We start from the raw sequence: 18,553 nt of genomic DNA, 5'->3' as shown, positions 1-18,553 counted from the left end.
CTGATGGTGGTCTGCGCGGGTCGCTACGTGGTCACGCAACTGCGCGCCCGTCGCTCCGACCGCCGGCACCAATGGAGGTACCTCGATGGCGAAGCAAGTGCCGACGTCTCGGCTTGCTCGTGGCACCAAGCTGGGTGCGGTGGCAGCCAGTTCCGTCATCCGAACCCAGCGCACACGCCTATCGATGCGCGGCCGGTCGGCGGCCGTACGCGCGAAAATGGCCGAGGAGTCCATGCTCCGCACCACCGAGCAGGTGGTCACGGTCCTCGGGACCATGAAGGGCGTGGCCATGAAGCTCGGCCAGATGATGTCGGTGCTCGACCTCGATCTGGTGCCTGCGAGCCATCGCGAACGCTTCCAGAAACGACTCGCCGTGCTGCGCAACGCGGCGCCGACGGTGTCGTTCGAGTCGATGCGGCAGGTGATCGAGGAGGACTTCGGGCAGCCGCTGACCGCGGTATTCGCCGAATTCCAGCCGGAGCCCATTGCCGCGGCCTCGATCGGGCAGGTGTATCTGGGGCGGCTGCGCGACGGACGTCAGGTCGCGGTGAAGGTGCAGTACCCGGGCATCGATGCCGCGGTGCGCGCGGATCTCAAGAATCTGGCCATGTTCCGGCGGGTACTGCAATCGGCGATGCCGTGGGTGACGCCCGCCGTACTCGACGAGTTGCGGCTGAATATGGAGAGCGAGCTCGACTATCACGCCGAGGCCGCGACCCAGCTCCAGATCGCCGAGCTCTACGCCGGACATCCGTTCATCTTGGTGCCGCGCTCACTGCCCGAACTCAGTACGACGCGGGTGCTGGTCAGTGAATATGTGCCGGGCAAGGGATTCGAGGAGATCCGTCAGCTGCCCGCGGCCGAGCGCAACCAGATCGGCGAGATCATCTATCGCTTCTATGTCGGTTCGCTGTTCAGCTTCAACGAATTCTGTGGCGACCCGCATCCGGGAAATGTGATGCTGGCCGATGACGGTCGGATCGGGTTCCTCGATTTCGGCCTGTTCAATCGGATGGATCCCGAACATGTGCGGTTCGAGACGATCTGTCTGCGCGCGGCGGCCGAGGATCGGGCAGAAGACTTGCGGCAGTTGATGATCGAGCGCGGCGTGATCGATTCGCCGGACGAAATCGGCGCCGAGGAATGCCTGGAATATGTGCTCGCGGCCTCGGAATGGTGTCTGGTCGACGAGGAACTGACCATTACCCCGGAGCTGGCCAGCGGCGCGTTTCTGCTCGCGGTGGATCCGCGGGCCAGTGAATTCGCCGGAATGAAGCAACAGAATCTGCCGCCGGAGCACCTGTTCTCCCGGCGTGCCGACTTCCTCACCTTCGGCATGCTCGGCCAGCTCGGATGCACCGCGAACTGGCACAAGATCTCCCGCGAATGGCTCTACGACGAGGCGCCGGTCACCGATTTGGGTAAGGCGCATCGGGAGTGGTTGATCGAGCGCACACCGACGCCGACCAAGAAGCCACGGGCGCGGGCGAAAAAGCCGGCCACGCGCGGTTCCGGCACCGAATAAATCCACCACAGCGGCTATCGAACGGAAGACCATGGCAGACAACCGAGAATTCGACCTAGTGCTGTTCGGCGCGACGGGTTTCGTCGGCAAGCTCACCGCGCAGTATCTGCTCGGCGCGGCGCCCGCCGAGGCGCGCATCGCGCTGGCGGGACGTTCGCTCGACAAATTGACAATGGTCCGTGACGAACTCGGCCCGGCGGCCGCGAATTGGGGTCTGGTGGTTGCCGATTCGACCGACCAGGGCGCACTCGACGCACTGGCCGCGCGGACCACGGTCGTGGTGACCACCGTCGGCCCCTATCTGCGCTATGGCATGCCGCTGGTGGCCGCGTGCGCGAAGGCCGGGACCCACTACGCCGACCTCACCGGTGAGCCGCTGTTCATCCGGGACGCGATCGACCGGTATCACGAGCAGGCGGTGCAGACCGGCGCGAAGATCGTGAATTCCTGTGGCTACGACTCGATTCCGTCGGATCTGAGCGTGTACCAGCTGTACAAGAGCACGGTCGCGGACAATACCGGCGAGCTCGCGGACACCACCCTGATCGCGTCGATGAAGGGCGGGGTGAGCGGCGGCACCATCGACACGGGCCGGGCCATGATGGAGGCCATCGCGGCTGATCCGGCCAAGGGTTCGGTGCTGAGCCACCCGTACTCGCTCAGCCCGGATAAGTCGATGGAACCCGATGTGGGCCGGCAAACCGATCAGGCACTGCAGCGCGCCAGCAGCATCGACCCCACCCTGGACGGGTGGGTCGGCACCTTCGTCATGGCCGCACACAACACCAAGATCGTGCGCCGCACCAATGGCCTGCTCGGCTGGGTCTACGGCAAGAACTTCCGCTACCGCGAGGTGATGAGCGCGGGCAAGTCGGCCGCGGCGCCGCTGGTGGCCGCCGGTATGGCGGGCGGCATCGTGGCGGCGGGGGCGGCCGGTGCGGTGCTGTCGCGAGTCGCGGTGGGGCGCAAGCTGCTCGACCGGATCGTGCCCAAGCCCGGCACCGGACCGAGTGAACAGGCGCGCACCAGCGGCTGGTTCACCATGAAGACCTACGCGCGCACGTCGTCGGGCGCGAAATACGTGGCGACCTTCTCCGGCACCGGCGATCCCGGCTACCAGGCCACCGCCGTCATGCTCGGACAGGCCGGACTGTGCCTGGCCCTCGACGGCGCCGAACTGCCCGAATTGGCGGGCATCCTCACCCCCGCGGCCGCAATGGGCGACGCGCTCACCGACCGGTTGCGCGCCACGGGCATGACCATCGCGGTAGAGCGCACATAGCGGGCACGAGGCGGTCTGGTGAATCTCGCTCGACGAACGATGAATGCCCCGGCGCTTGCCGCGATCTATGAGAAGGCTTGGCGGCCTGCGTTGTTCTATCTGGCCAGTGGTCGCACCACCACTGCCGACCGCCGTGACGCGGTTACCACGCTGCGTCTCGACGGGTCCAAGAAGGTGCTCGATATCGCTTGTGGCCCAGGCAACTTCACCCGATATCTCAGCAATGCCCTCGACGGTGACGGCTATGCCATCGGGCTGGACTACTCCGAGCCGATGCTCGCCCGAGCCGTCGCCGACAACGCGGGTCCGCGCGTCGGCTATCTGCGCGGCGACGCGCGCACCCTGCCCTTTGCCGACGGCACCTTCGATGCCGTCTGCTGCTTCGGGGCGCTCTACCTGATCCCCGACCCGATCGCGGCGACCCGCGAAATGATCCGGGTCCTCGCCCCCGGCGGCCGCATCGCCATCACCACCAGCCATCGCACCGACGACCCGTGCGGCCAGGCGAGGCGAGTCGTGGGCGGCTGGAGCGGATTGCGCGTCTTCGGCGGCACGACCTTCCCGAAGCTGTTCGCCGAAGCGGGCCTGATCGATATAGATCAACAGGTCCATCGCCTCCTGCAATACGTCAGCGCCACCCGCCCGCTCTAGGGATCGCTCTGTCGTGCGCCACATCACCATGGCGCGACGCTCGAGACACGCACGAGCGGGTTACACCGGTCGGTACCGAACGGTAAAGTGCCCGCAAGTGCGGTGGGTGGACCGAACGTGAGGGGGCGACCCAGATGGCGGTACCGGATACCGGTCAGCGGATGGCCAGGCAGTTGTATGCCGCCGCCACCGGAACCAGCGGCGGCGACCCCTTCGAATTGGCCGAGGATGTCGCCGAAAACCTCGCCGCCGCATGCGACAAGTTGGTCGAGGACCTACAAAAGGCCACGGCCACTGGACATCTCGTCACCGAGGTATCCGGTTTTCCCAACCTACCGACCGGACATGGCCTGGCAAAAGGCTTCGGCGACAAGGGCACTCAATTCCTCGACACCGTCACGGCGTTCCAGGAAACCGCCCTGCTGTACAAGGCCGCCTATCTGGCCGCGGGTAAACGTTTCGAGGATGCCGAGGCCGCGAACCGCGCCGCGCTGCAACTGATCACCGAGTACCTGGAGTCGCCGCGCGGCGAACAGGTCGACGGAAACCACTGACCCATGGCCGATTCCGTCACCAGGGCAGCCGCCGACGCCATTCGGGTCCAGCAGCGTGCCGTCGCCGCATCCGCTGGATCGGCAAGCGGCGGAACCGATCCCCCGTACGCACCCGAACGCGAGCTGTTCGGCGCCTACTCGCACCAGGAGATCTGGGATCTGGTGCACGAGGTCATCGATCCTGCCGCCCTCGGCCGGGTCGCCGATGCCTGGCACGCCAATGCCACCGCGGTCGCCGAGGCATTCCAAGCCTTCTCCGATGCCACCAATCGCGAATTCGCACACTGGTCCGGACATTCGGCTGATGCCGCGTTGCGCGCCACCCGCGAATTCGTCCGCGCCGGCACCGAGGCGCACGATATCTGCTGCGCGGTACAGCGCCTGATGGAACTCAATTCCGATGCAGCACAGACCATCCGAGCGGCAATTTCGCCGCCGCAGCAGTATCGTGCTCTGGAAGATCCGGCCGCCGAGGCGATCCACGGCGGACAACGCAGGATGGACCACGACATGGCCGCTGCTACGGCGCAGGCCGACGTCCAGGACACGATGACCTATGTCTACAGCCCGATCATGCCCGCATCCGGCGATCGTGTCCCCCGATTCACCCCACCGCCCGACGGACCACAGATCGCGCGGCCGAATGCCGGCAGCGGGGGCGCACGGTGAAGTGGGTATTCACCCCGGACGAATTCACGCATGTCTGGGAGAACGAAACGAGTCTGGACCGACGCCCCTACCCGATCAATCTGGCGCCCGCCGCCACGGTTCGCACCGAATCCGAGTACACCGCACTGCGACTACCCCAGCGCTTCGCCCGCCAGGCCGATCCCGATCTGGCCGCCGCACTCATGCTGTGCGCCCGTCCCGACGCCACCACCATCACCATCTCCGGGGAGTCGGGCGCCCGGCGGATCCTGATTTTCGCCGCGGTGGTGCACAAACACGCGAGCATCCTGATCGCCGATATCGACAAGGTGACGGTTCGCATGTCCCACGCCCGCAACCTTGGCAGACATCTCGTCGAGATCATCGGCTTGGCCCAGCCCGGCAAGCTGGCGCCCATGCGAGAGCCGCAGGAGGCGGTACTGAACTCCGAGGAAGGCGATAGCGCGACCAATGGTCATCGTCGCGCCGCCCGATTCCGTCAGACCCTCCGAAAACCGGTGGACGGTCGCGGCTTCATCACCGTGACCGTGGAACCGGAAAACCCGATGTCCCCGCCCACCCGCCACCGCAGCTGGCTCGATTTCACCGGCGACGGACGCTATCTGCTCACCACCTCGCACGAACTGACCCTGACCCCGGTCACCGACGAGGAGTTCGCCGACCAGCTGCTCCGCCTGGCGCAGATCAACTGACTGCCGCAGTTGAACAATCGCCACGTCACAGCATCCGCAACCACCACGGAGCAACTCCGATAAGCGACGAGTTCACGGCCGTCTCACACCTGAGTCGTCGAAGCGCAAACGCCACCGGCACAGAACTCAACCGCCCTGCGCATCAGGCGCCGACCACCCGGCCCGCACCGACCACCACGGAGCGAGTCATACGAGCGACCCGTTCGCCGCGCCCGCACGGCCAAAACACCTCATAAGATATATCGATGGCGAAGAAATGGTCTCTGCCGCCCATCGAGTCCCTACGGGCCGATGGCCTGCGCATTGCTGATCTCGACGCCGGCGGTACGCCCGGATTCGAAGGTGACAAGAACGAAGGTCTGGACCTACTCACCGAACGCACCGCCGTGCTGTCGGATCTGCAGGAGAAGCTCTACGCCAACGGCCGTTCCGGCGATGCCCGCAACGTGCTGCTGGTGCTGCAGGGGATGGATACCGCCGGCAAGGGCGGCATCGTCCGGCACGTTATCGGCTCGGTGGATCCACAGGGCGTCGACCATGCCTCCTTCGGCGTCCCGACCGAGGAGGAGAAGCGACACCACTACCTGTGGCGCATCCGCAAGGCACTGCCGCGCGGTGGTCAACTAGGCGTCTTCGACCGCTCGCACTATGAGGATGTGCTCATCGTGCGGGTGCACAATCTGGTGCCGCCGGAGGTATGGGAACCACGCTACGACGAGATCAACGCCTTCGAGCGGGAACTGCTCGACCAGGGCACGACACTGGTGAAGGTCGCCATGTTCGTCTCGCTCGACGAGCAGAAGAAGCGACTGCGCGAACGTCTGGACCGACCCGATAAGTACTGGAAGTTCAACCCCGCCGATATCGATGAACGCGACTACTGGCCCGCCTATCAAGAGGCCTATCAGGTCATGCTGGACCGCACCTCGACCGATTACGCCCCATGGCATGTGCTCCCGGCCGACCGCAAGTGGTTCGCCCGCCTCGCGATCACCGAACTGCTCATCGACGCGCTCGACCGGCTGAAACTCGACTGGCCACCGGCCCGGTTCGATATCGAGGAGCAGCGGCGCCGCCTCGCCCACGCCTGACCAAGGTTCCTCTCAGGTTGGCCACGGATGATGTGGCCGTACCCGTCCACGCCCCGGGGCAGTTCCGGATCTACCATCGTGGCGGCAGGAAACCGGCAGGCAAGCGAAAGGCGTGGTGAACGCACGGTGAGCAAGAAACCGGGTGGTAAATCGAATCTGCTCGCGGCGGCGGAGCGCGCCGACCGCACCCGCAAGATCCTGATCCAGGCAGGCGTGGCCGTCGTGCTGGTCGGGCTCATCGCGGCGATCGGCATCGGCATCGCGGTGAAGAACGCCAAGAAGAACGATCTGGGCACCACCCCGTCCATCGCCGCGACCGCGAGTCAACTGGCCAACGGCGCCACCGCGACCATCGCCGACAACGGCGCGGTCCGCATCGGCAAGCCCGATGCGAAGGTGACCGTCCGCGTGATCGCCGACCTGCAGTGCCCGGCCTGCAAGGGCTTCGAGTCGGCCAACGCCCAAGCAATCAAGGATGCCGTCGACAACGGTACGGCCATCGTCGAGTACAACATCCTCGCATTCCTGGACAGGTTCTCCACCACGAAGTACTCCTCGCGCGCGGCCAATGCGGCCTACTGCGTCGCCGTGGCGGATCCGTCGAAGTACCTCGAGTGGCTGACCACCATGTTCGACCAGCAGCCCCCCGAGAACAGTGCGGGTCTGACCGATGACCGGCTGATCGAAATCGCCAAGAGCGTCGGCCTTCCGGATTCGGTCGGGCAGTGCATCAAGGACAACACCTACAGCAAGTACATCGAGGCCAAGACCAAGGACGTGCTGACCAGCGGAGTCCAATCGACCCCGACGATCTTCGTCAACGACAAGCAGCTGAGCGGCCAGGACCTCGCCTTGCCGTCCGGTCAGTTCAAGCCCGACGCGATGGCAGCGATCATCGCCGCCGCGGCCAAGTGAACAACACCTCTGCCAGAGCCGCCTGGGTGTTGCTGATCGGCGGGCTGGCCGGCTGGCTTGCCTCGGTCACGCTGACCGTTGAGCGGTTCAAGTTGTTCACCGATCCGAGCTATCGGCCCTCGTGCAGCATCAACCCGATCCTGTCCTGCGGCAATGTGATGACCACCGAGCAGGCCGCCAGATTCGGATTCCCCAATCCGATCATCGGCATCGTCGGCTTCTCGGTGGTGGTCACCCTGGCGGTGCTCGCGGTCGCCAACGTGCGCTTTCCGCGCTGGATCTGGGGCGGGCTGTGGGTGGGGACCGTACTCGGCACCGTCTTCATCTGCTGGCTGATCTTCCAGAGCCTGTACCGGATCGGCGCGCTGTGCCCGTACTGCATGGTGGTGTGGGCGATCATCACACCGCTGCTCGCGGTGACCACCGAGCAGGTATGGGGTGCTGCGCACGGGCCGATGCGGATCGTCGTCGAGTGGCGCTGGACCTTCGTCGCGGTGTTCTACGCCGTGGTGCTGCTGCTGATCTTCCTGAAGTTCCAGGATTACTGGCTGTCGCTGGTCTAGTTCGGGGTGCCGAGCGCCAGCACCACGGTGACCGTGCGCTGCGCTCCATCCGCACCGTGAACATCCAGCTGAACAGTGTCATCCGGCGTGTGCACATTGATCGCCGCCCGCAATGCCTTCGCGCTGGTGATGTCACGACCGTCGATCGAGGTGATCACATCGCCATCGACGAGTCCGGCGGCGTAGGCCGGTAATCCGTACAGCGCGACATCGATCCGGGCCCCGCTGGGTTGCGCATCGGAGATCAGCACACCGAGCGTCGCGGTCGGCCCGATGTGCACGGTTTCGGTGGGCGTACCGGAACGGATCTGGCCCACGACCCGCATCGCGGTGTCGATCGGCACCGCGTAGCCGTTCGGGCTGCGCCCGACCTCGCGTGCGTTCCCACCCGACGCGGCGGTGATCACGCCGACCACCGTGCCGCCCGGATCGGCGAGCGCACCGCCGGACTGTCCCGCGGTGACCGGCGCGGCGATCTCCACCATCCCGGTCAGCGGTTTGCGGGTCAGATCGGAGGAATTGAGCGCGATGATCGTGCTGTTCAGATCGGTGATACTGCCCTGGATCGAGGTCGGAATGCCGCCAGCGCCGCCGGCATTGCCGATGGCGAGCACCTGCTCGCGGACGCGCAGTTCGCCGGAGCTGCCGATGCGCGCGATCGTCAGATCGGTGGCGCCGGTGAGTTCCAGCAGCGCGATATCCGCGCCGGCGTCGTAGCCGAGCACCTTCGCGTCGTAGACCGTGCCATTACCGACATCGGTGACCGTGACGATCTCGGCACCCTTGACCACGTGATGGCTGGTCAGCACCTGTCCGTCGGCGGTGAGCACGATCCCGGTGCCGGCCGCGGCGACTCCGAACGGCCGCGCGGACGCGTTGATATTCACCAGTGCCGGTTCAACGGCGTGCGCGACCGCCACCGGATCCAGCGCCGGTAGCGGCTCGAGCAGCGCGGGCGCGGAGTTGTCCGCACCCGAGGACGACCAATCGGGCAGCTCACCCCGGAAGCCGAAGAATGCCGCCACGGCGAGCAGGAAGGCCACCAAGACCGCCAGCGCACGCCCGCCACCGGCTCGCTGCCTCTCGGGCGCGCGGTGCCGCTCGTCGTCCATGCCGCTCTCCCGCCTCCGGCTGGGCCTTCGACCAATTCCATTGTGGCCGCAGACCTGTGCGGTAGATCAGAAAATGGCGCACGCTTTCTCGGGCGGTGCGTTTGGCAAACCTCCGCATGCGACGGTATGCATGTAAGCATGAGCGTTGTTGCTGCTTATGCGATCCCCGCGCCCGATGGGCGCTTCGAGAAGCTCACCATCAAGCGGCGGGAGCTAGGGCCGCGCGATGTCCTGATAGATGTCAAATACGTGGGTATCTGCCACTCCGATATCCACACCGCTCGCGACGAATGGGGCGGCGCCATATACCCATGCGTCCCCGGCCACGAGATCGCGGGCATTGTCGCCGCGGTCGGCTCCGAGGTGACCAGGCATCGGGTCGGCGATCGCGTCGGCGTCGGCTGCATGGTCGATTCCTGCGGTGTCTGCGGTCCCTGTCTGGCCAATGAGGAGCAGTACTGCGACAACGGGGCCACCATGACCTACAACACCCCGGTGGACGCGTCCATCCAGCCGGGTGGTTACACGATGGGCGGCTATTCGACCCAGGTCGTGGTGACCGAGAACTTCGTGCTCTCCATTCCGGAGGGAATCGGACTCGATGTGGCGGCGCCGCTACTGTGCGCGGGCGTCACGCTGTTCTCCCCGCTGCGGCACTGGAATGCCGGGCCGGGTAAGCAGGTCGCGATCATCGGCATGGGTGGACTCGGACACGTCGGTGTGAAGATCGCCGCGGCGATGGGAGCCGAGGTCACCGTGCTGAGCCATTCGCTCGCCAAGCAGGACGACGGCAAACGCTTCGGCGCGCACCACTACTACGCGACCGGCGATAAGCAGACCTTCCGCGAACTGCGCAACCGCTTCGATCTGATCCTCAATACGGTCTCGGCCGATCTGCCGATCGATAACTACCTGCGCCTGCTGAAGCTGGACGGCACCCTGGTGATTCTCGGCCTGCCCGAGAACCCGTTGAGCGTCAAGCCTTTCACGCTCACCGGATACCGGCGGGCGCTGGCCGGCTCGATGATCGGCGGTATCGAGCAGACCCAGGAGATGCTGAACTTCTGCGCCGCACACGGGATCGGTGCGGAGATCGAGTTGATCTCGGCCGATGAGATCGATGGCGCGTACGACCGGGTCGTCGCGAGTGATGTGCGGTATCGGTTCGTCATCGACGCCTCGACGATCTAGTTGGTTCGTGTCGTTGCGCCGATTCGTCGCCGATTCACCTAGCTTGGCGGTGTGTCTGCGGATGAAGAGCAATCCCCGCCCACCGAAACGGCGGCGGTCATCGTCGATGTGACCGAGGGGCCGCCGCCGTGGCTGTTGCGGGCATTCCTGCTCGCGGCGGCGACGGTGGCCGGGTTGGTGTTCGGCTTCTGGATTCTGGAGAAATTGCAGGGTTTCCTGCTGGTGCTGCTGGTTTCGCTGTTCCTGGCCTTCGCCATCGAGCCGGCGGTGAATTGGCTTGCCGCGCGCGGGGTACGACGTGGGCTGGCGACCGGGATGGTCTTCCTGATTCTGACCGTGGTCACGGTAGCGTTCGTGTGGACACTCGGCGCTTTGCTGATCGACCAGGTCACCGCGTTGGTCAAGAACGCGCCCGACAATGTGGATCAGGCCATCGATTGGGTCAATCGCACCCTCAGGACGAATCTGTCCAGCGATGATCTGCGGAAGCACCTCGGTGAGTGGAGTTCCACCATCGACCGCTATCTGGTCGGGCTGGCAGGCAATGCCTGGGGTGTCGGTACCGCCGCGATCGGCGCCATCTTCCAGGTCCTCGGCGTGCTGTTGTTCACCTACTATTTCGCCGCCGACGGACCGCGTTTCCGCAATGCGGTCTCCTCGCTGCTGCCGCCGAGCCGCCAGCGACATGTGTTGCGCGCCTGGGATATCGCCGTCGAAAAGACCGGCGGCTATATCTATTCACGCGCACTGCTCGCACTGTGCTCGACGATCGCGCACTATATTGCGCTGCGCGTTCTCGATGTGCCGTCCGCATTCGCGCTCGCGCTGTGGGTCGGCGTTGTCTCGCAGTTCATTCCGACCGTCGGCACCTATCTCGCCGGTGCGCTGCCGGTGCTCGTCGCACTGGTGCACAGCCCATCCACCGCGCTGTGGATTCTGGGCTTCATCGTGGTGTACCAGCAGTTCGAAAACTATGTCCTGCAACCGAGAATCACCGCGACCACGCTGGATATGCATCCGGCCGTCGCCTTCGGCGCGGTCATCGCGGGTGCGGCGATACTCGGGCCCACCGGCGCGCTGCTGGCGATTCCGGTCACCGCGACGGTGCAGGCGTTCGCGAGCGCCTATATTCGTCGATACGAGGTCGAGGCGGACGGCGATGCCGAAAAGCCCGAGCGGCCGCCGAAGAAACAGCGAAAATGGACGCGTCAGTTGACCATTCACCGCACGGGCCGCGGTCAGCCGCCGGAGTGATCAGGCGGCGCGGATGCCTTGCAATGCGTCGATGAATGCCGAGCTGACCTTGCCCATCTGGGCGCGGCTGTACCGGGCGGTGTCGTATTCGACCTGGATGGTCAGTCGCTCACCGACGGTGAAGACGGTGAGCTTCGGCGGCATGCCGGGGCCCATGGCGTAGATCTCGTCGCGAATGTGGCGGATACCGTCCGGGGTCGAATATGCAGGCAGGCGACCGATATTGGAGATGGCCACGGTCGGCGCGGCCGCGAAGATCGCGGCGGTCGCCTCGTCCTGGATGCGCTGGGATGCGAGCAGGAATATGGGGGCTTCGCGCTGTTCCCGTGCGGCCGCCATACCCGCGGCCACCTCGTGTGCGATATCGATCAAATCCGCGTTGTCGGCCACCAGAGCGAATGTGCCTATGCCGGAAGCGCAATTCAGGATGGTATTCGCGGGCAGGGGTGGGTTCACCTCGGATCGCACATCCGCCGCGTGGCCGCAGAGTAGCGGGAGCTTCCCCGTCGCGGGTTCGAGCTGCGAGCGGAATGCGACGAGTGCGGCACCGCCGAGCAGGCTGTTGACCGAAAGCCCGTGCGCCCCGGCAGCAACGATCAGGTCCCGGGTTTCGTTGGTATCCAGTTCGATTCGTTGCAGCGCGAACCGGCCGAGCGGATCGTCGCCGATCCCGTCACCGTCGATCGGTAAGCTGCGCGGAGCCGACTCCGGACTCATCGTCGCGGCACCGGCCCGGATCTGGTCGAGCCAGCCGGCGACCTCGGCATCCGAGACAACCTCGGTAAGTCGGGCATCGATGCTCTCCGGCAGTTCCTGATCGGAATCCGACGGTGGCAGTGCGGTTCCCGTCGTATGTGCGGTGTAGCGCTGCCACAGCTGCGCGAGTAGCGCGAAAGCCGACCTACCATCAGCGATTCCGTGATGGATGACCAGGATGATCCGATCGCGGTCACCATCGCGGAGCAGGTGGGCATGGAACAGGCCGTCGCGCCAATCCAGTGGTCCATTGACCAGATTCAGGTACTCGGCTTCACCGCCATCGGCGATATCGAGGCGCGGCCGGTAGGCATCGTCGCGGCGCAGATACCGCGTGCCGTCGGCATCGGTCACCGGCTTGCTGCGCAGCAGTGGATGCTGGGCCGCCAGTTCATCGAGCACTCGGCGCAGGATCTCGATATCCAGCAGGCCGTGCACGGTGGATCCGATGAACACCGGTATACCGGCGGCCGGCACGGTGCCGAGGCGGGTTTCGGTGCCGAAATAGGTGAGCTCGAGGGGAGAAAGCGCGCGCTGTGCGGTCATTGGTCGTCTCGTACTTCCATGTGGTGGAGCGGGCTACGACCTCAACATACAACTGTTTCAAACACTTGTCACAAACAATTGTTTGAAGCGTGCGTCACAAACAGATGTATGGCACGCTGATGGCGTGGGAACCCGAGAAGTTCTGCTCGCCGCGGCCAAGCAGTGCCTGGCCGAACGCGGCTATGCGCGCACCACCGTGCGGGATATCGTGACCGCCTCCGGCACCAATCTGGCCGCCATCAACTACCACTTCGGCACCCGCGACAAGCTACTCAACCAGGCGATGATGGAATCGAGCGCCGATGCGGTACAGCAGATCCTCGATTCACTGCCCGCCCACGACGCCGCGGATCCGACCGCGCGGTTGCTGGACTTCTTCCAGCAGCTGATCACCTCGTTCAGCGAGCAGCACGCACTCTGGACCGCCAATGCGGAATGTCTGACCCAGGCGCTGCACTCCCCCGAACTGCGCGCCGAACTGGGCTCCGGCCAGCAACAGGCGCGCGCCGGGCTGGCCGACCTGTTCGGTCCCGGCGTGGCGGATCCGCAACTCGGCGCCGTCCTGCAAACCATGCTCGGCGGCCTGCTGAACCAACATCTGGTCGACCCGGAACACGCCCCTACCGCCACCGACATCACCGCAGGTCTGCGCACCCTCGCCACGCTGCTGTCACCCGCCGACCAGCGCCCCGGCTGACAACGAGCTATCCGCGCCCGAGCATGCTTCACCCCACTGCCGATGCCTCGCGAACTCGCTGTGCGAATAGACCCGGACCCGGACCCGGGCGGTCAGCGGGCGGTTGCACGGAGCACGGCATCGACCGACTGGTCGGCGAGGAGGTCGGTCAGCGGTAGATGGCCGAAGAGGGCGCGGTAGTAGATCGGGGCGGCGACCGCGTCCAAGACGAAGTCGAGATCGATATCCGGATCGATCTCGCCTCGGTGGATGGCCGACTCCAGAGCGATCGCGGTGGTTCGCCTACGCGGTTCGAATACCGTTGCCAGGAAATGCGCGCGGAGCTCCGGGTCGTTGGCGAGATCCGCCACCAAGGCCGGCAATACGTGGCTCAGCGAGGTATCGCGCAGTGCGGCAACCAGATTGCGCAGTGCGCTGGTCAGATCGGCGCGCAGGTCGCCGGTGTTCGGCGTCGGTTGCACACCGAGCAGGGCGGCGACCACCTCGACAACGAGGTGGCGTTTCGACGGCCAGCGGCGGTAGATCGCCGGCCGATGCAGACCGGCTCTGGCCGCCACCTCGCCGATGGACAGTTCGGCATAACCGTTCTCGTCCAACAGCTCTCGCGCCGCGGCGAGTACCGCGGTATCGATGCGGTCCTCGCGCATTCGTCCCGGCATCAGAAAACCGGACGCGGCATCAGGACAACTCGCCAGCCGTCCGGATCCGGAAAGGTCAAGCCGCCGTTGGCCGCCCAATACGGATTCTCGGCGGGAACCGGCTCCACACCGAATTCACCGAGGCGCTGCGCGACGTCGTACATCTGGGATTCGGTCGAAAAGTAGAGCACCAGTAGGTTTTCCGCGCTCGGCGCATCGCCCGGGCTGCCGTCCACATGGGTGGTGAACTCCAGGTGGTATCCGGTTCCCGGAAATCCGAGCATCACACCGTCGTAACCCGCGTGATTTTCGAATCGGTAGAGCTCGCGCAGCCCCAACCCCTCGACGTAGAACCGCACGACCTCTACCAACCGATCGGTGGGCCTGGCGATTCGAACTTGGGCCACCGGTAACGACTCGGGCCATATCTGCTCAGCCATATCTCAACGATACGGTACGTACTGTACCGATTAAGCATGACATCCGTCACCCGAGCCGAAAAGGCCGCCGCCATGTCCGAGACATGGCGGCGGCCTTCGTCTTCGGTATTACTCCGGCGGCGTGACCCGCCGACGAACGCGGCGCGCGGCCGCGACCATATTGCGCAGCGAGGGCTCCAGCTGCCAGTAGTGCCGAGTCTTCAGACCACCGTCCGGATTCGCCCACAGGCGTTCCGGACTGACGGCTTCAGCTGCGGCCGTGAGCAATTCGTCGAGCTCATCGATATCCGGAATCCGCGCCGAACGACTCTCGTAGACACCCGGACCGACGCCATGACTCAGGCCGTGACCCGATGCGGAGTCTTCCTTGAGCGCCTTGAGCACCCATTCGATCGAGCGGGTCGCGACGATCGCGGTGACATCGGCGTCGAGCTCCTCGATCGCGTCGACCACCTCGGTACGACCGGAATAGCCGATATGCGTGTGGATCTGGGTCTCCGGCTTGACGCCCGAGGTGGCCAGGCGGAAGGCCGCGACCGCCCACCGCAGATATTCGGCGCGTCCCTGTGGACGCATGGGTAGCAGCTCGCGAATGGCGGGCTCGTCGACCTGGATGATCGAAATCCCGGCCCGCTCGAGATCCACGACCTCATCGCGAATGGCCAGCGCGACCTGATCCGCGGTCTCGTACAGCGGCTGATCCTGCCGCACGAAAGAACGCGCGATCATGCTGACCGGACCGGTGACCATGCCCTTGACCGGCTTATCGGTCAACGACTGGGCAAAGCTGATCCACTCGACCGACATCGGCGCAGGCCGCGAAACGTCGCCGTAGATGATCGGCGGTCGCACACAACGGGATCCGTACACCTGCACCCAGCCGAAGTGGGTGGTCGCGAAGCCGTCGAGCAGCTCGGCGAAGTACTGGATCATGTCGTTGCGCTCGTGCTCACCGTGCACGAGCACATCGAGACCGATGTCCTCCTGCAGGCGGATCGTGGCCTCGATCTCGGCCTCGATCCGCTTGCGGTATTCGTCGTAGGACAGTTTGCCCTGGCCCAGGTCGTAGCGGGCCTGCCGAATCTTGTTCGTCTGAGGGAAGGAACCCAGCGTGGTCGCGGGCACCGGCGGCAGATTCAGCTTGCGCTGCTGGGCCTCGCGGCGCACCTCATATGGTTCGCGCGTGCGCATATCGGGGGTGATCGCGTAGACCCGTTGCCGCACCGCATGTTTCTGCTTGAAGTGCACCTCGGTGGGGCGCTTGCGCCACTTGTCCGAGGGTCCCTCGGTGAGGGCCTTGGCTAGTGAAACCACCTCGCCCACCTTCTGCTGCGCGAAGGCGAGGCGGTCGGCGACATGGCCCTCGATCTCGTATTCGGCGAGCACGTCATAGGGGACGTGCAGCAGTGTTGTGCCGGTGGACACCACCAGATCGGGGCACACCTTCGCCAATTCGTTGAGGTATTCCAACGTCACATAGCGGTCCGCGCGCCACACATTGAGACCGCTGATCACGCCCGCGTACAGGCGCTTACGCCGAATGCCCGGAATCTGCGCGAGCTCTTCGGGCTGGATCCGATAGCCGGCCAGATCCAATCCGATGGCCTCGACATTGGTTTCGGCCAGGATGCGCAGCGCCTCCCCGAAATCGCCGTACTGCCCGGTGACCAGCATGCGCGGACGCAGCGCCGAGGTCGAAAGTCGTTGGTAGGCACGCTCGAACGCGGCCAGCTCCGCAGGAGTGCGCTCGCTGGTGAAGCACGGTTCGTCCAACTGCACACAGGTAGACCCGCGCTTGGCGAGGATTTCGAACAGCTCCTCATACACCGGGAGCAGCTTGTCCAGCAGGCTCAGTATGTCGAAACCGCCTGCCTCACCGGGGATATGACCCGCCTTGGACAGCAGCAGCAGCGACACCGGGCCGACGACCACCGGGCGCAGCTCGATATCGCGGGCCCTGGCGCGATCCCATTCGTCGAGCAAAGCCTCAGGGTGCAGCGAGAATTCGGTCTTCTCGTCGAGTTCGGGCTGGCGGTAGTGATAGTTGGTACCGAAGAGCCGCACCAGCTCCAGCGGCGGCAGATCCGGACGGCCGCGCGCCATCAAGAAGTAGAAGTCCAGCGGGTGCAACTCGTCCTGGAACGGCTTGAATCGCGCTGGCACGGCACCGAACAGCAACGCATTGTCGAGGATGTGGTCGTAGAACGAGAAAGTGTTGCCCGGCACCTGGGTCAGACCAGTAGCGGCGAGACCGTTGTACTGCCGCTCCTGGATATCGCGCCCGACCGCGAGCAATTCGTCGCGGGAGATCCCGCCGTGCCAATAGCCCTCGAGGGCCCGCTTGAGTTCCCGGTGCGGCCCGATCCTCGGGTAGCCCAGAATGCTGGACCCGTATCCGTCCTGAACGTTGACCATGAGCGGGGTACTCCTTAATTTTGGCCGCGTGGCCGCGGCGTGTTCGCGGCCCCCTGGTGTCTCGCGACTGACCCTTTCGAGCGACCTGCAAGCAAGTTGCTAGCGGCGCCGTCGAGACTCGCGCCTACGGCGCATGCGCTTCGACGACTCGGCTGTGTTCGATGGCCGCGCCTGCGGCACGGACGCGGGCCGCGAACGAGTCGCTCGTAAGACTCGCTCTGTTGGCGTCGCCTGAGCGAGCAGTTCGGCATTGGATGTATGGCTGACCAGTAGTCGGGACTCACGCGTATCGCGCATGCGCTTCGACGACTCGGCTGAGTCGATCACCGCGCACGCGCGCGGACGCCGAAGGAGCCGCGAACTTCTCGCTCGTAAGACTCGCTCCGTCATGCTTATGTGAGTGCCGAACGGACCCCTGACGCCCACAGGTTGCACGCTCAACTCAGCTCAAGCGCGGTTGTACTGGTAGAAGCCCGCGCCGGTCTTCTTGCCGAGCAGCCCGGCCTCCACCATGCGCATCAGCAGCGGCGGCGCCGAGTACAGCGGCTCCTTGAACTCCTGGTACATGGAGTCAGCAATGGACTTCACGGTGTCGAGGCCGACCAGGTCGGTCAGTGCCAGCGGACCCATCGGGTGGGCGCAGCCGAGCACCATCGCCTTGTCGACGTCCTCCTTGGTGGCGAAGCCGGATTCGACCATCCGGATGGCCGAAAGCAGGTACGGCACCAGCAGCGCGTTCACCACGAAGCCGGAGCGGTCGGCCGAGCGCACGACCTGCTTGCCGAGCACATCGCCGGCGAAGGTCTCGGCCCGCGCGGACACCGCCTCGCTGGTCTTCAGCGTGGTGACCAGCTCGACCAGCGGCAGCACCGGCACCGGGTTGAAGAAATGCATGCCGACCACGCGCTCCGGGTTGGCGGTGGCGACGGCGATCTTCATGATCGGGATGGAGGAGGTGTTGGAGGCCAGTACGGCATCCGGATCGGTGACGACCTTGTCGAGTTCGGCGAAGATGGCGGTCTTCACCTTCTCGTCCTCGAGCACCGCCTCGACCACCAGCTGGCGGTCGGCGAAATCGCCGAGGTCGGAGGTGAACCGCAGCCGCCACGCGGCCTGTTCGCGTTCACGCTCGGTGATCTTGCCGCTGCTGACGCCACGGTCCAGCGAGCGCAGGATGCGAGCGCGGCCCGCCGCCGCTAGTTCCCGAGTCTGTTCGTAGACGAGCACGTCGATATGCGCCCTGGCACACACCTCCGCGATTCCCGCACCCATCTGGCCGGCGCCGATGATGCCGACGCGCTGAATCTTCTCGCTGCTCACGTCCCGCTCCTGCTGGTTTTGTCTGGCTGTCGGGTGGCTGGTGGCGAAGGTCGCTCGGACGTGAGCGGATCCTTCGATCGTCCAAGGTATAGGGAGGGCGGTGTTTGATGGCCGCGCTCCGCGCGGCGGGTTCGCGGCCACGCTTTCGCGGGGAAATGTGCGCGTTGCGATGTCCGTCACCCCGGGCGCCCAAAGCGCTGCCCGCTTTCTGCCATCACACATCGGTGCCCGCACGTCGCAGG

At 65.3% G+C, this 18,553-nt stretch carries 18 protein-coding genes; 12 read left to right on the top strand and 6 right to left on the bottom strand.

The window, feature by feature from the left end; genetic code table 11:
- The first annotated feature begins 85 nt into the window (after nt 1-85).
- The 9 genes from AB0J29_RS25340 to AB0J29_RS25300 all read left to right on the top strand — a co-directional run bounded on the left by AB0J29_RS25340 (nt 86) and on the right by AB0J29_RS25300 (nt 7,942).
- On the top strand, nt 86-1,525 hold the full coding sequence (locus tag AB0J29_RS25340) for an AarF/ABC1/UbiB kinase family protein (RefSeq protein ID WP_364791038.1): 1,440 nt from the start codon (nt 86-88) through the stop codon (nt 1,523-1,525).
- Between the two features lie 31 nt (nt 1,526-1,556).
- Nucleotides 1,557-2,807, top strand: coding sequence for a saccharopine dehydrogenase NADP-binding domain-containing protein (locus AB0J29_RS25335; RefSeq protein WP_364791035.1), 1,251 nt, complete (start codon nt 1,557-1,559; stop codon nt 2,805-2,807).
- 18 nt (nt 2,808-2,825) lie between these two features.
- Nucleotides 2,826-3,458 (top strand): methyltransferase domain-containing protein, encoded by a 633-nt coding sequence (locus AB0J29_RS25330; RefSeq protein ID WP_364791032.1) that lies wholly within the window; start codon nt 2,826-2,828, stop codon nt 3,456-3,458.
- A 134-nt stretch (nt 3,459-3,592) separates the two neighbouring features.
- Nucleotides 3,593-4,012, top strand: coding sequence for a hypothetical protein (locus AB0J29_RS25325; protein WP_364791029.1), 420 nt, complete (start codon nt 3,593-3,595; stop codon nt 4,010-4,012).
- Nucleotides 4,013-4,015: 3 nt separating this feature from the next.
- Complete coding sequence (locus AB0J29_RS25320; protein ID WP_364791026.1) at nt 4,016-4,681, top strand: hypothetical protein; 666 nt, start codon at nt 4,016-4,018, stop codon at nt 4,679-4,681.
- Nucleotides 4,678-5,373, top strand: coding sequence for an ESX secretion-associated protein EspG (locus tag AB0J29_RS25315; protein ID WP_364791023.1), 696 nt, complete (start codon nt 4,678-4,680; stop codon nt 5,371-5,373). Before AB0J29_RS25320 ends, AB0J29_RS25315 begins: the two co-directional genes overlap by 4 nt.
- 245 nt (nt 5,374-5,618) lie before the next feature.
- Complete coding sequence (locus AB0J29_RS25310; protein WP_364791020.1) at nt 5,619-6,464, top strand: polyphosphate kinase 2 family protein; 846 nt, start codon at nt 5,619-5,621, stop codon at nt 6,462-6,464.
- A 126-nt stretch (nt 6,465-6,590) separates the two neighbouring features.
- Nucleotides 6,591-7,379 (top strand): thioredoxin domain-containing protein, encoded by a 789-nt coding sequence (locus AB0J29_RS25305; protein WP_364791017.1) that lies wholly within the window; start codon nt 6,591-6,593, stop codon nt 7,377-7,379.
- A complete protein-coding gene (locus AB0J29_RS25300) occupies nt 7,376-7,942 on the top strand; it encodes a vitamin K epoxide reductase family protein (RefSeq protein WP_364791014.1) in 567 nt (188 codons plus the stop codon). Before AB0J29_RS25305 ends, AB0J29_RS25300 begins: the two co-directional genes overlap by 4 nt.
- Here AB0J29_RS25300 and AB0J29_RS25295 read toward each other — a convergent pair.
- Complete coding sequence (locus AB0J29_RS25295) at nt 7,939-9,054, bottom strand: trypsin-like peptidase domain-containing protein (RefSeq protein ID WP_364791011.1); 1,116 nt, start codon at nt 9,052-9,054, stop codon at nt 7,939-7,941. The genes AB0J29_RS25300 and AB0J29_RS25295 overlap by 4 nt on opposite strands.
- A gap of 138 nt (nt 9,055-9,192) precedes the next feature.
- On the opposite strand from AB0J29_RS25295, the gene AB0J29_RS25290 reads away from it, so the two are divergent.
- Both AB0J29_RS25290 and AB0J29_RS25285 read left to right on the top strand, forming a co-directional pair.
- Nucleotides 9,193-10,245 carry an NAD(P)-dependent alcohol dehydrogenase gene (locus AB0J29_RS25290; RefSeq protein WP_364791008.1) on the top strand — a complete coding sequence of 351 codons (1,053 nt, stop codon included), beginning with the start codon at nt 9,193-9,195 and terminating at the stop codon, nt 10,243-10,245.
- Between the two features lie 51 nt (nt 10,246-10,296).
- Entirely contained in the window at nt 10,297-11,499 is a 1,203-nt protein-coding gene (locus AB0J29_RS25285) for an AI-2E family transporter (RefSeq protein WP_364791005.1), read from the top strand.
- On the opposite strand, the gene AB0J29_RS25280 is transcribed toward AB0J29_RS25285, so the two are convergent.
- Complete coding sequence (locus AB0J29_RS25280; RefSeq protein WP_364791002.1) at nt 11,500-12,801, bottom strand: condensation domain-containing protein; 1,302 nt, start codon at nt 12,799-12,801, stop codon at nt 11,500-11,502.
- Between the two features lie 124 nt (nt 12,802-12,925).
- Here AB0J29_RS25280 and AB0J29_RS25275 point away from each other — a divergent pair, with 124 nt between their 5' ends.
- Complete coding sequence (locus AB0J29_RS25275; protein WP_364790999.1) at nt 12,926-13,498, top strand: TetR/AcrR family transcriptional regulator; 573 nt, start codon at nt 12,926-12,928, stop codon at nt 13,496-13,498.
- Nucleotides 13,499-13,590: 92 nt separating this feature from the next.
- Here the strand turns inward: AB0J29_RS25275 and AB0J29_RS25270 are convergent, their stop codons facing one another.
- The 4 genes from AB0J29_RS25270 to AB0J29_RS25255 form a co-directional block, all read right to left on the bottom strand.
- Nucleotides 13,591-14,157: a TetR/AcrR family transcriptional regulator gene (locus AB0J29_RS25270; RefSeq protein ID WP_364790996.1), complete on the bottom strand. Its 567-nt coding sequence runs from the start codon at nt 14,155-14,157 to the stop codon at nt 13,591-13,593.
- Entirely contained in the window at nt 14,157-14,576 is a 420-nt protein-coding gene (locus AB0J29_RS25265) for a VOC family protein (RefSeq protein WP_364790993.1), read from the bottom strand. Before AB0J29_RS25265 ends, AB0J29_RS25270 begins: the two co-directional genes overlap by 1 nt.
- A 108-nt stretch (nt 14,577-14,684) precedes the next feature.
- The gene (gene metE / locus AB0J29_RS25260) at nt 14,685-16,991 is read right to left on the bottom strand and encodes a 5-methyltetrahydropteroyltriglutamate--homocysteine S-methyltransferase (RefSeq protein ID WP_364790989.1); all 2,307 of its coding nucleotides are present in this window, start codon (nt 16,989-16,991) and stop codon (nt 14,685-14,687) included.
- Between the two features lie 447 nt (nt 16,992-17,438).
- Entirely contained in the window at nt 17,439-18,311 is an 873-nt protein-coding gene (locus tag AB0J29_RS25255; protein WP_364790986.1) for a 3-hydroxybutyryl-CoA dehydrogenase, read from the bottom strand.
- Nucleotides 18,312-18,553: the final 242 nt, after the last annotated feature.

The organism is Nocardia sp. NPDC049707, from assembly GCF_040674855.1.
Lineage (GTDB): Bacteria > Actinomycetota > Actinomycetes > Mycobacteriales > Mycobacteriaceae > Nocardia.
Note: the sequence above shows the minus strand (reverse complement) of the source record. Positions and strands in the feature narration are given on the sequence as shown.

What these genes read in the sequence shown, in the direction of transcription:
- metE (WP_364790989.1), bottom strand. Translation starts at nt 16,991, where the DNA reads ATGGTCAACGTTCAGGACGGATACGGGTCCAGCATTCTGGGCTACCCG.
- AB0J29_RS25335 (WP_364791035.1), top strand. Translation starts at nt 1,557, where the DNA reads ATGGCAGACAACCGAGAATTCGACCTAGTGCTGTTCGGCGCGACGGGT.
- AB0J29_RS25265 (WP_364790993.1), bottom strand. Translation starts at nt 14,576, where the DNA reads ATGGCTGAGCAGATATGGCCCGAGTCGTTACCGGTGGCCCAAGTTCGA.
- AB0J29_RS25310 (WP_364791020.1), top strand. Translation starts at nt 5,619, where the DNA reads ATGGCGAAGAAATGGTCTCTGCCGCCCATCGAGTCCCTACGGGCCGAT.
- AB0J29_RS25325 (WP_364791029.1), top strand. Translation starts at nt 3,593, where the DNA reads ATGGCGGTACCGGATACCGGTCAGCGGATGGCCAGGCAGTTGTATGCC.
- AB0J29_RS25320 (WP_364791026.1), top strand. Translation starts at nt 4,016, where the DNA reads ATGGCCGATTCCGTCACCAGGGCAGCCGCCGACGCCATTCGGGTCCAG.
- AB0J29_RS25295 (WP_364791011.1), bottom strand. Translation starts at nt 9,054, where the DNA reads ATGGACGACGAGCGGCACCGCGCGCCCGAGAGGCAGCGAGCCGGTGGC.
- AB0J29_RS25340 (WP_364791038.1), top strand. Translation starts at nt 86, where the DNA reads ATGGCGAAGCAAGTGCCGACGTCTCGGCTTGCTCGTGGCACCAAGCTG.
- AB0J29_RS25290 (WP_364791008.1), top strand. Translation starts at nt 9,193, where the DNA reads ATGAGCGTTGTTGCTGCTTATGCGATCCCCGCGCCCGATGGGCGCTTC.
- AB0J29_RS25270 (WP_364790996.1), bottom strand. Translation starts at nt 14,157, where the DNA reads ATGCCGGGACGAATGCGCGAGGACCGCATCGATACCGCGGTACTCGCC.
- AB0J29_RS25280 (WP_364791002.1), bottom strand. Translation starts at nt 12,801, where the DNA reads ATGACCGCACAGCGCGCGCTTTCTCCCCTCGAGCTCACCTATTTCGGC.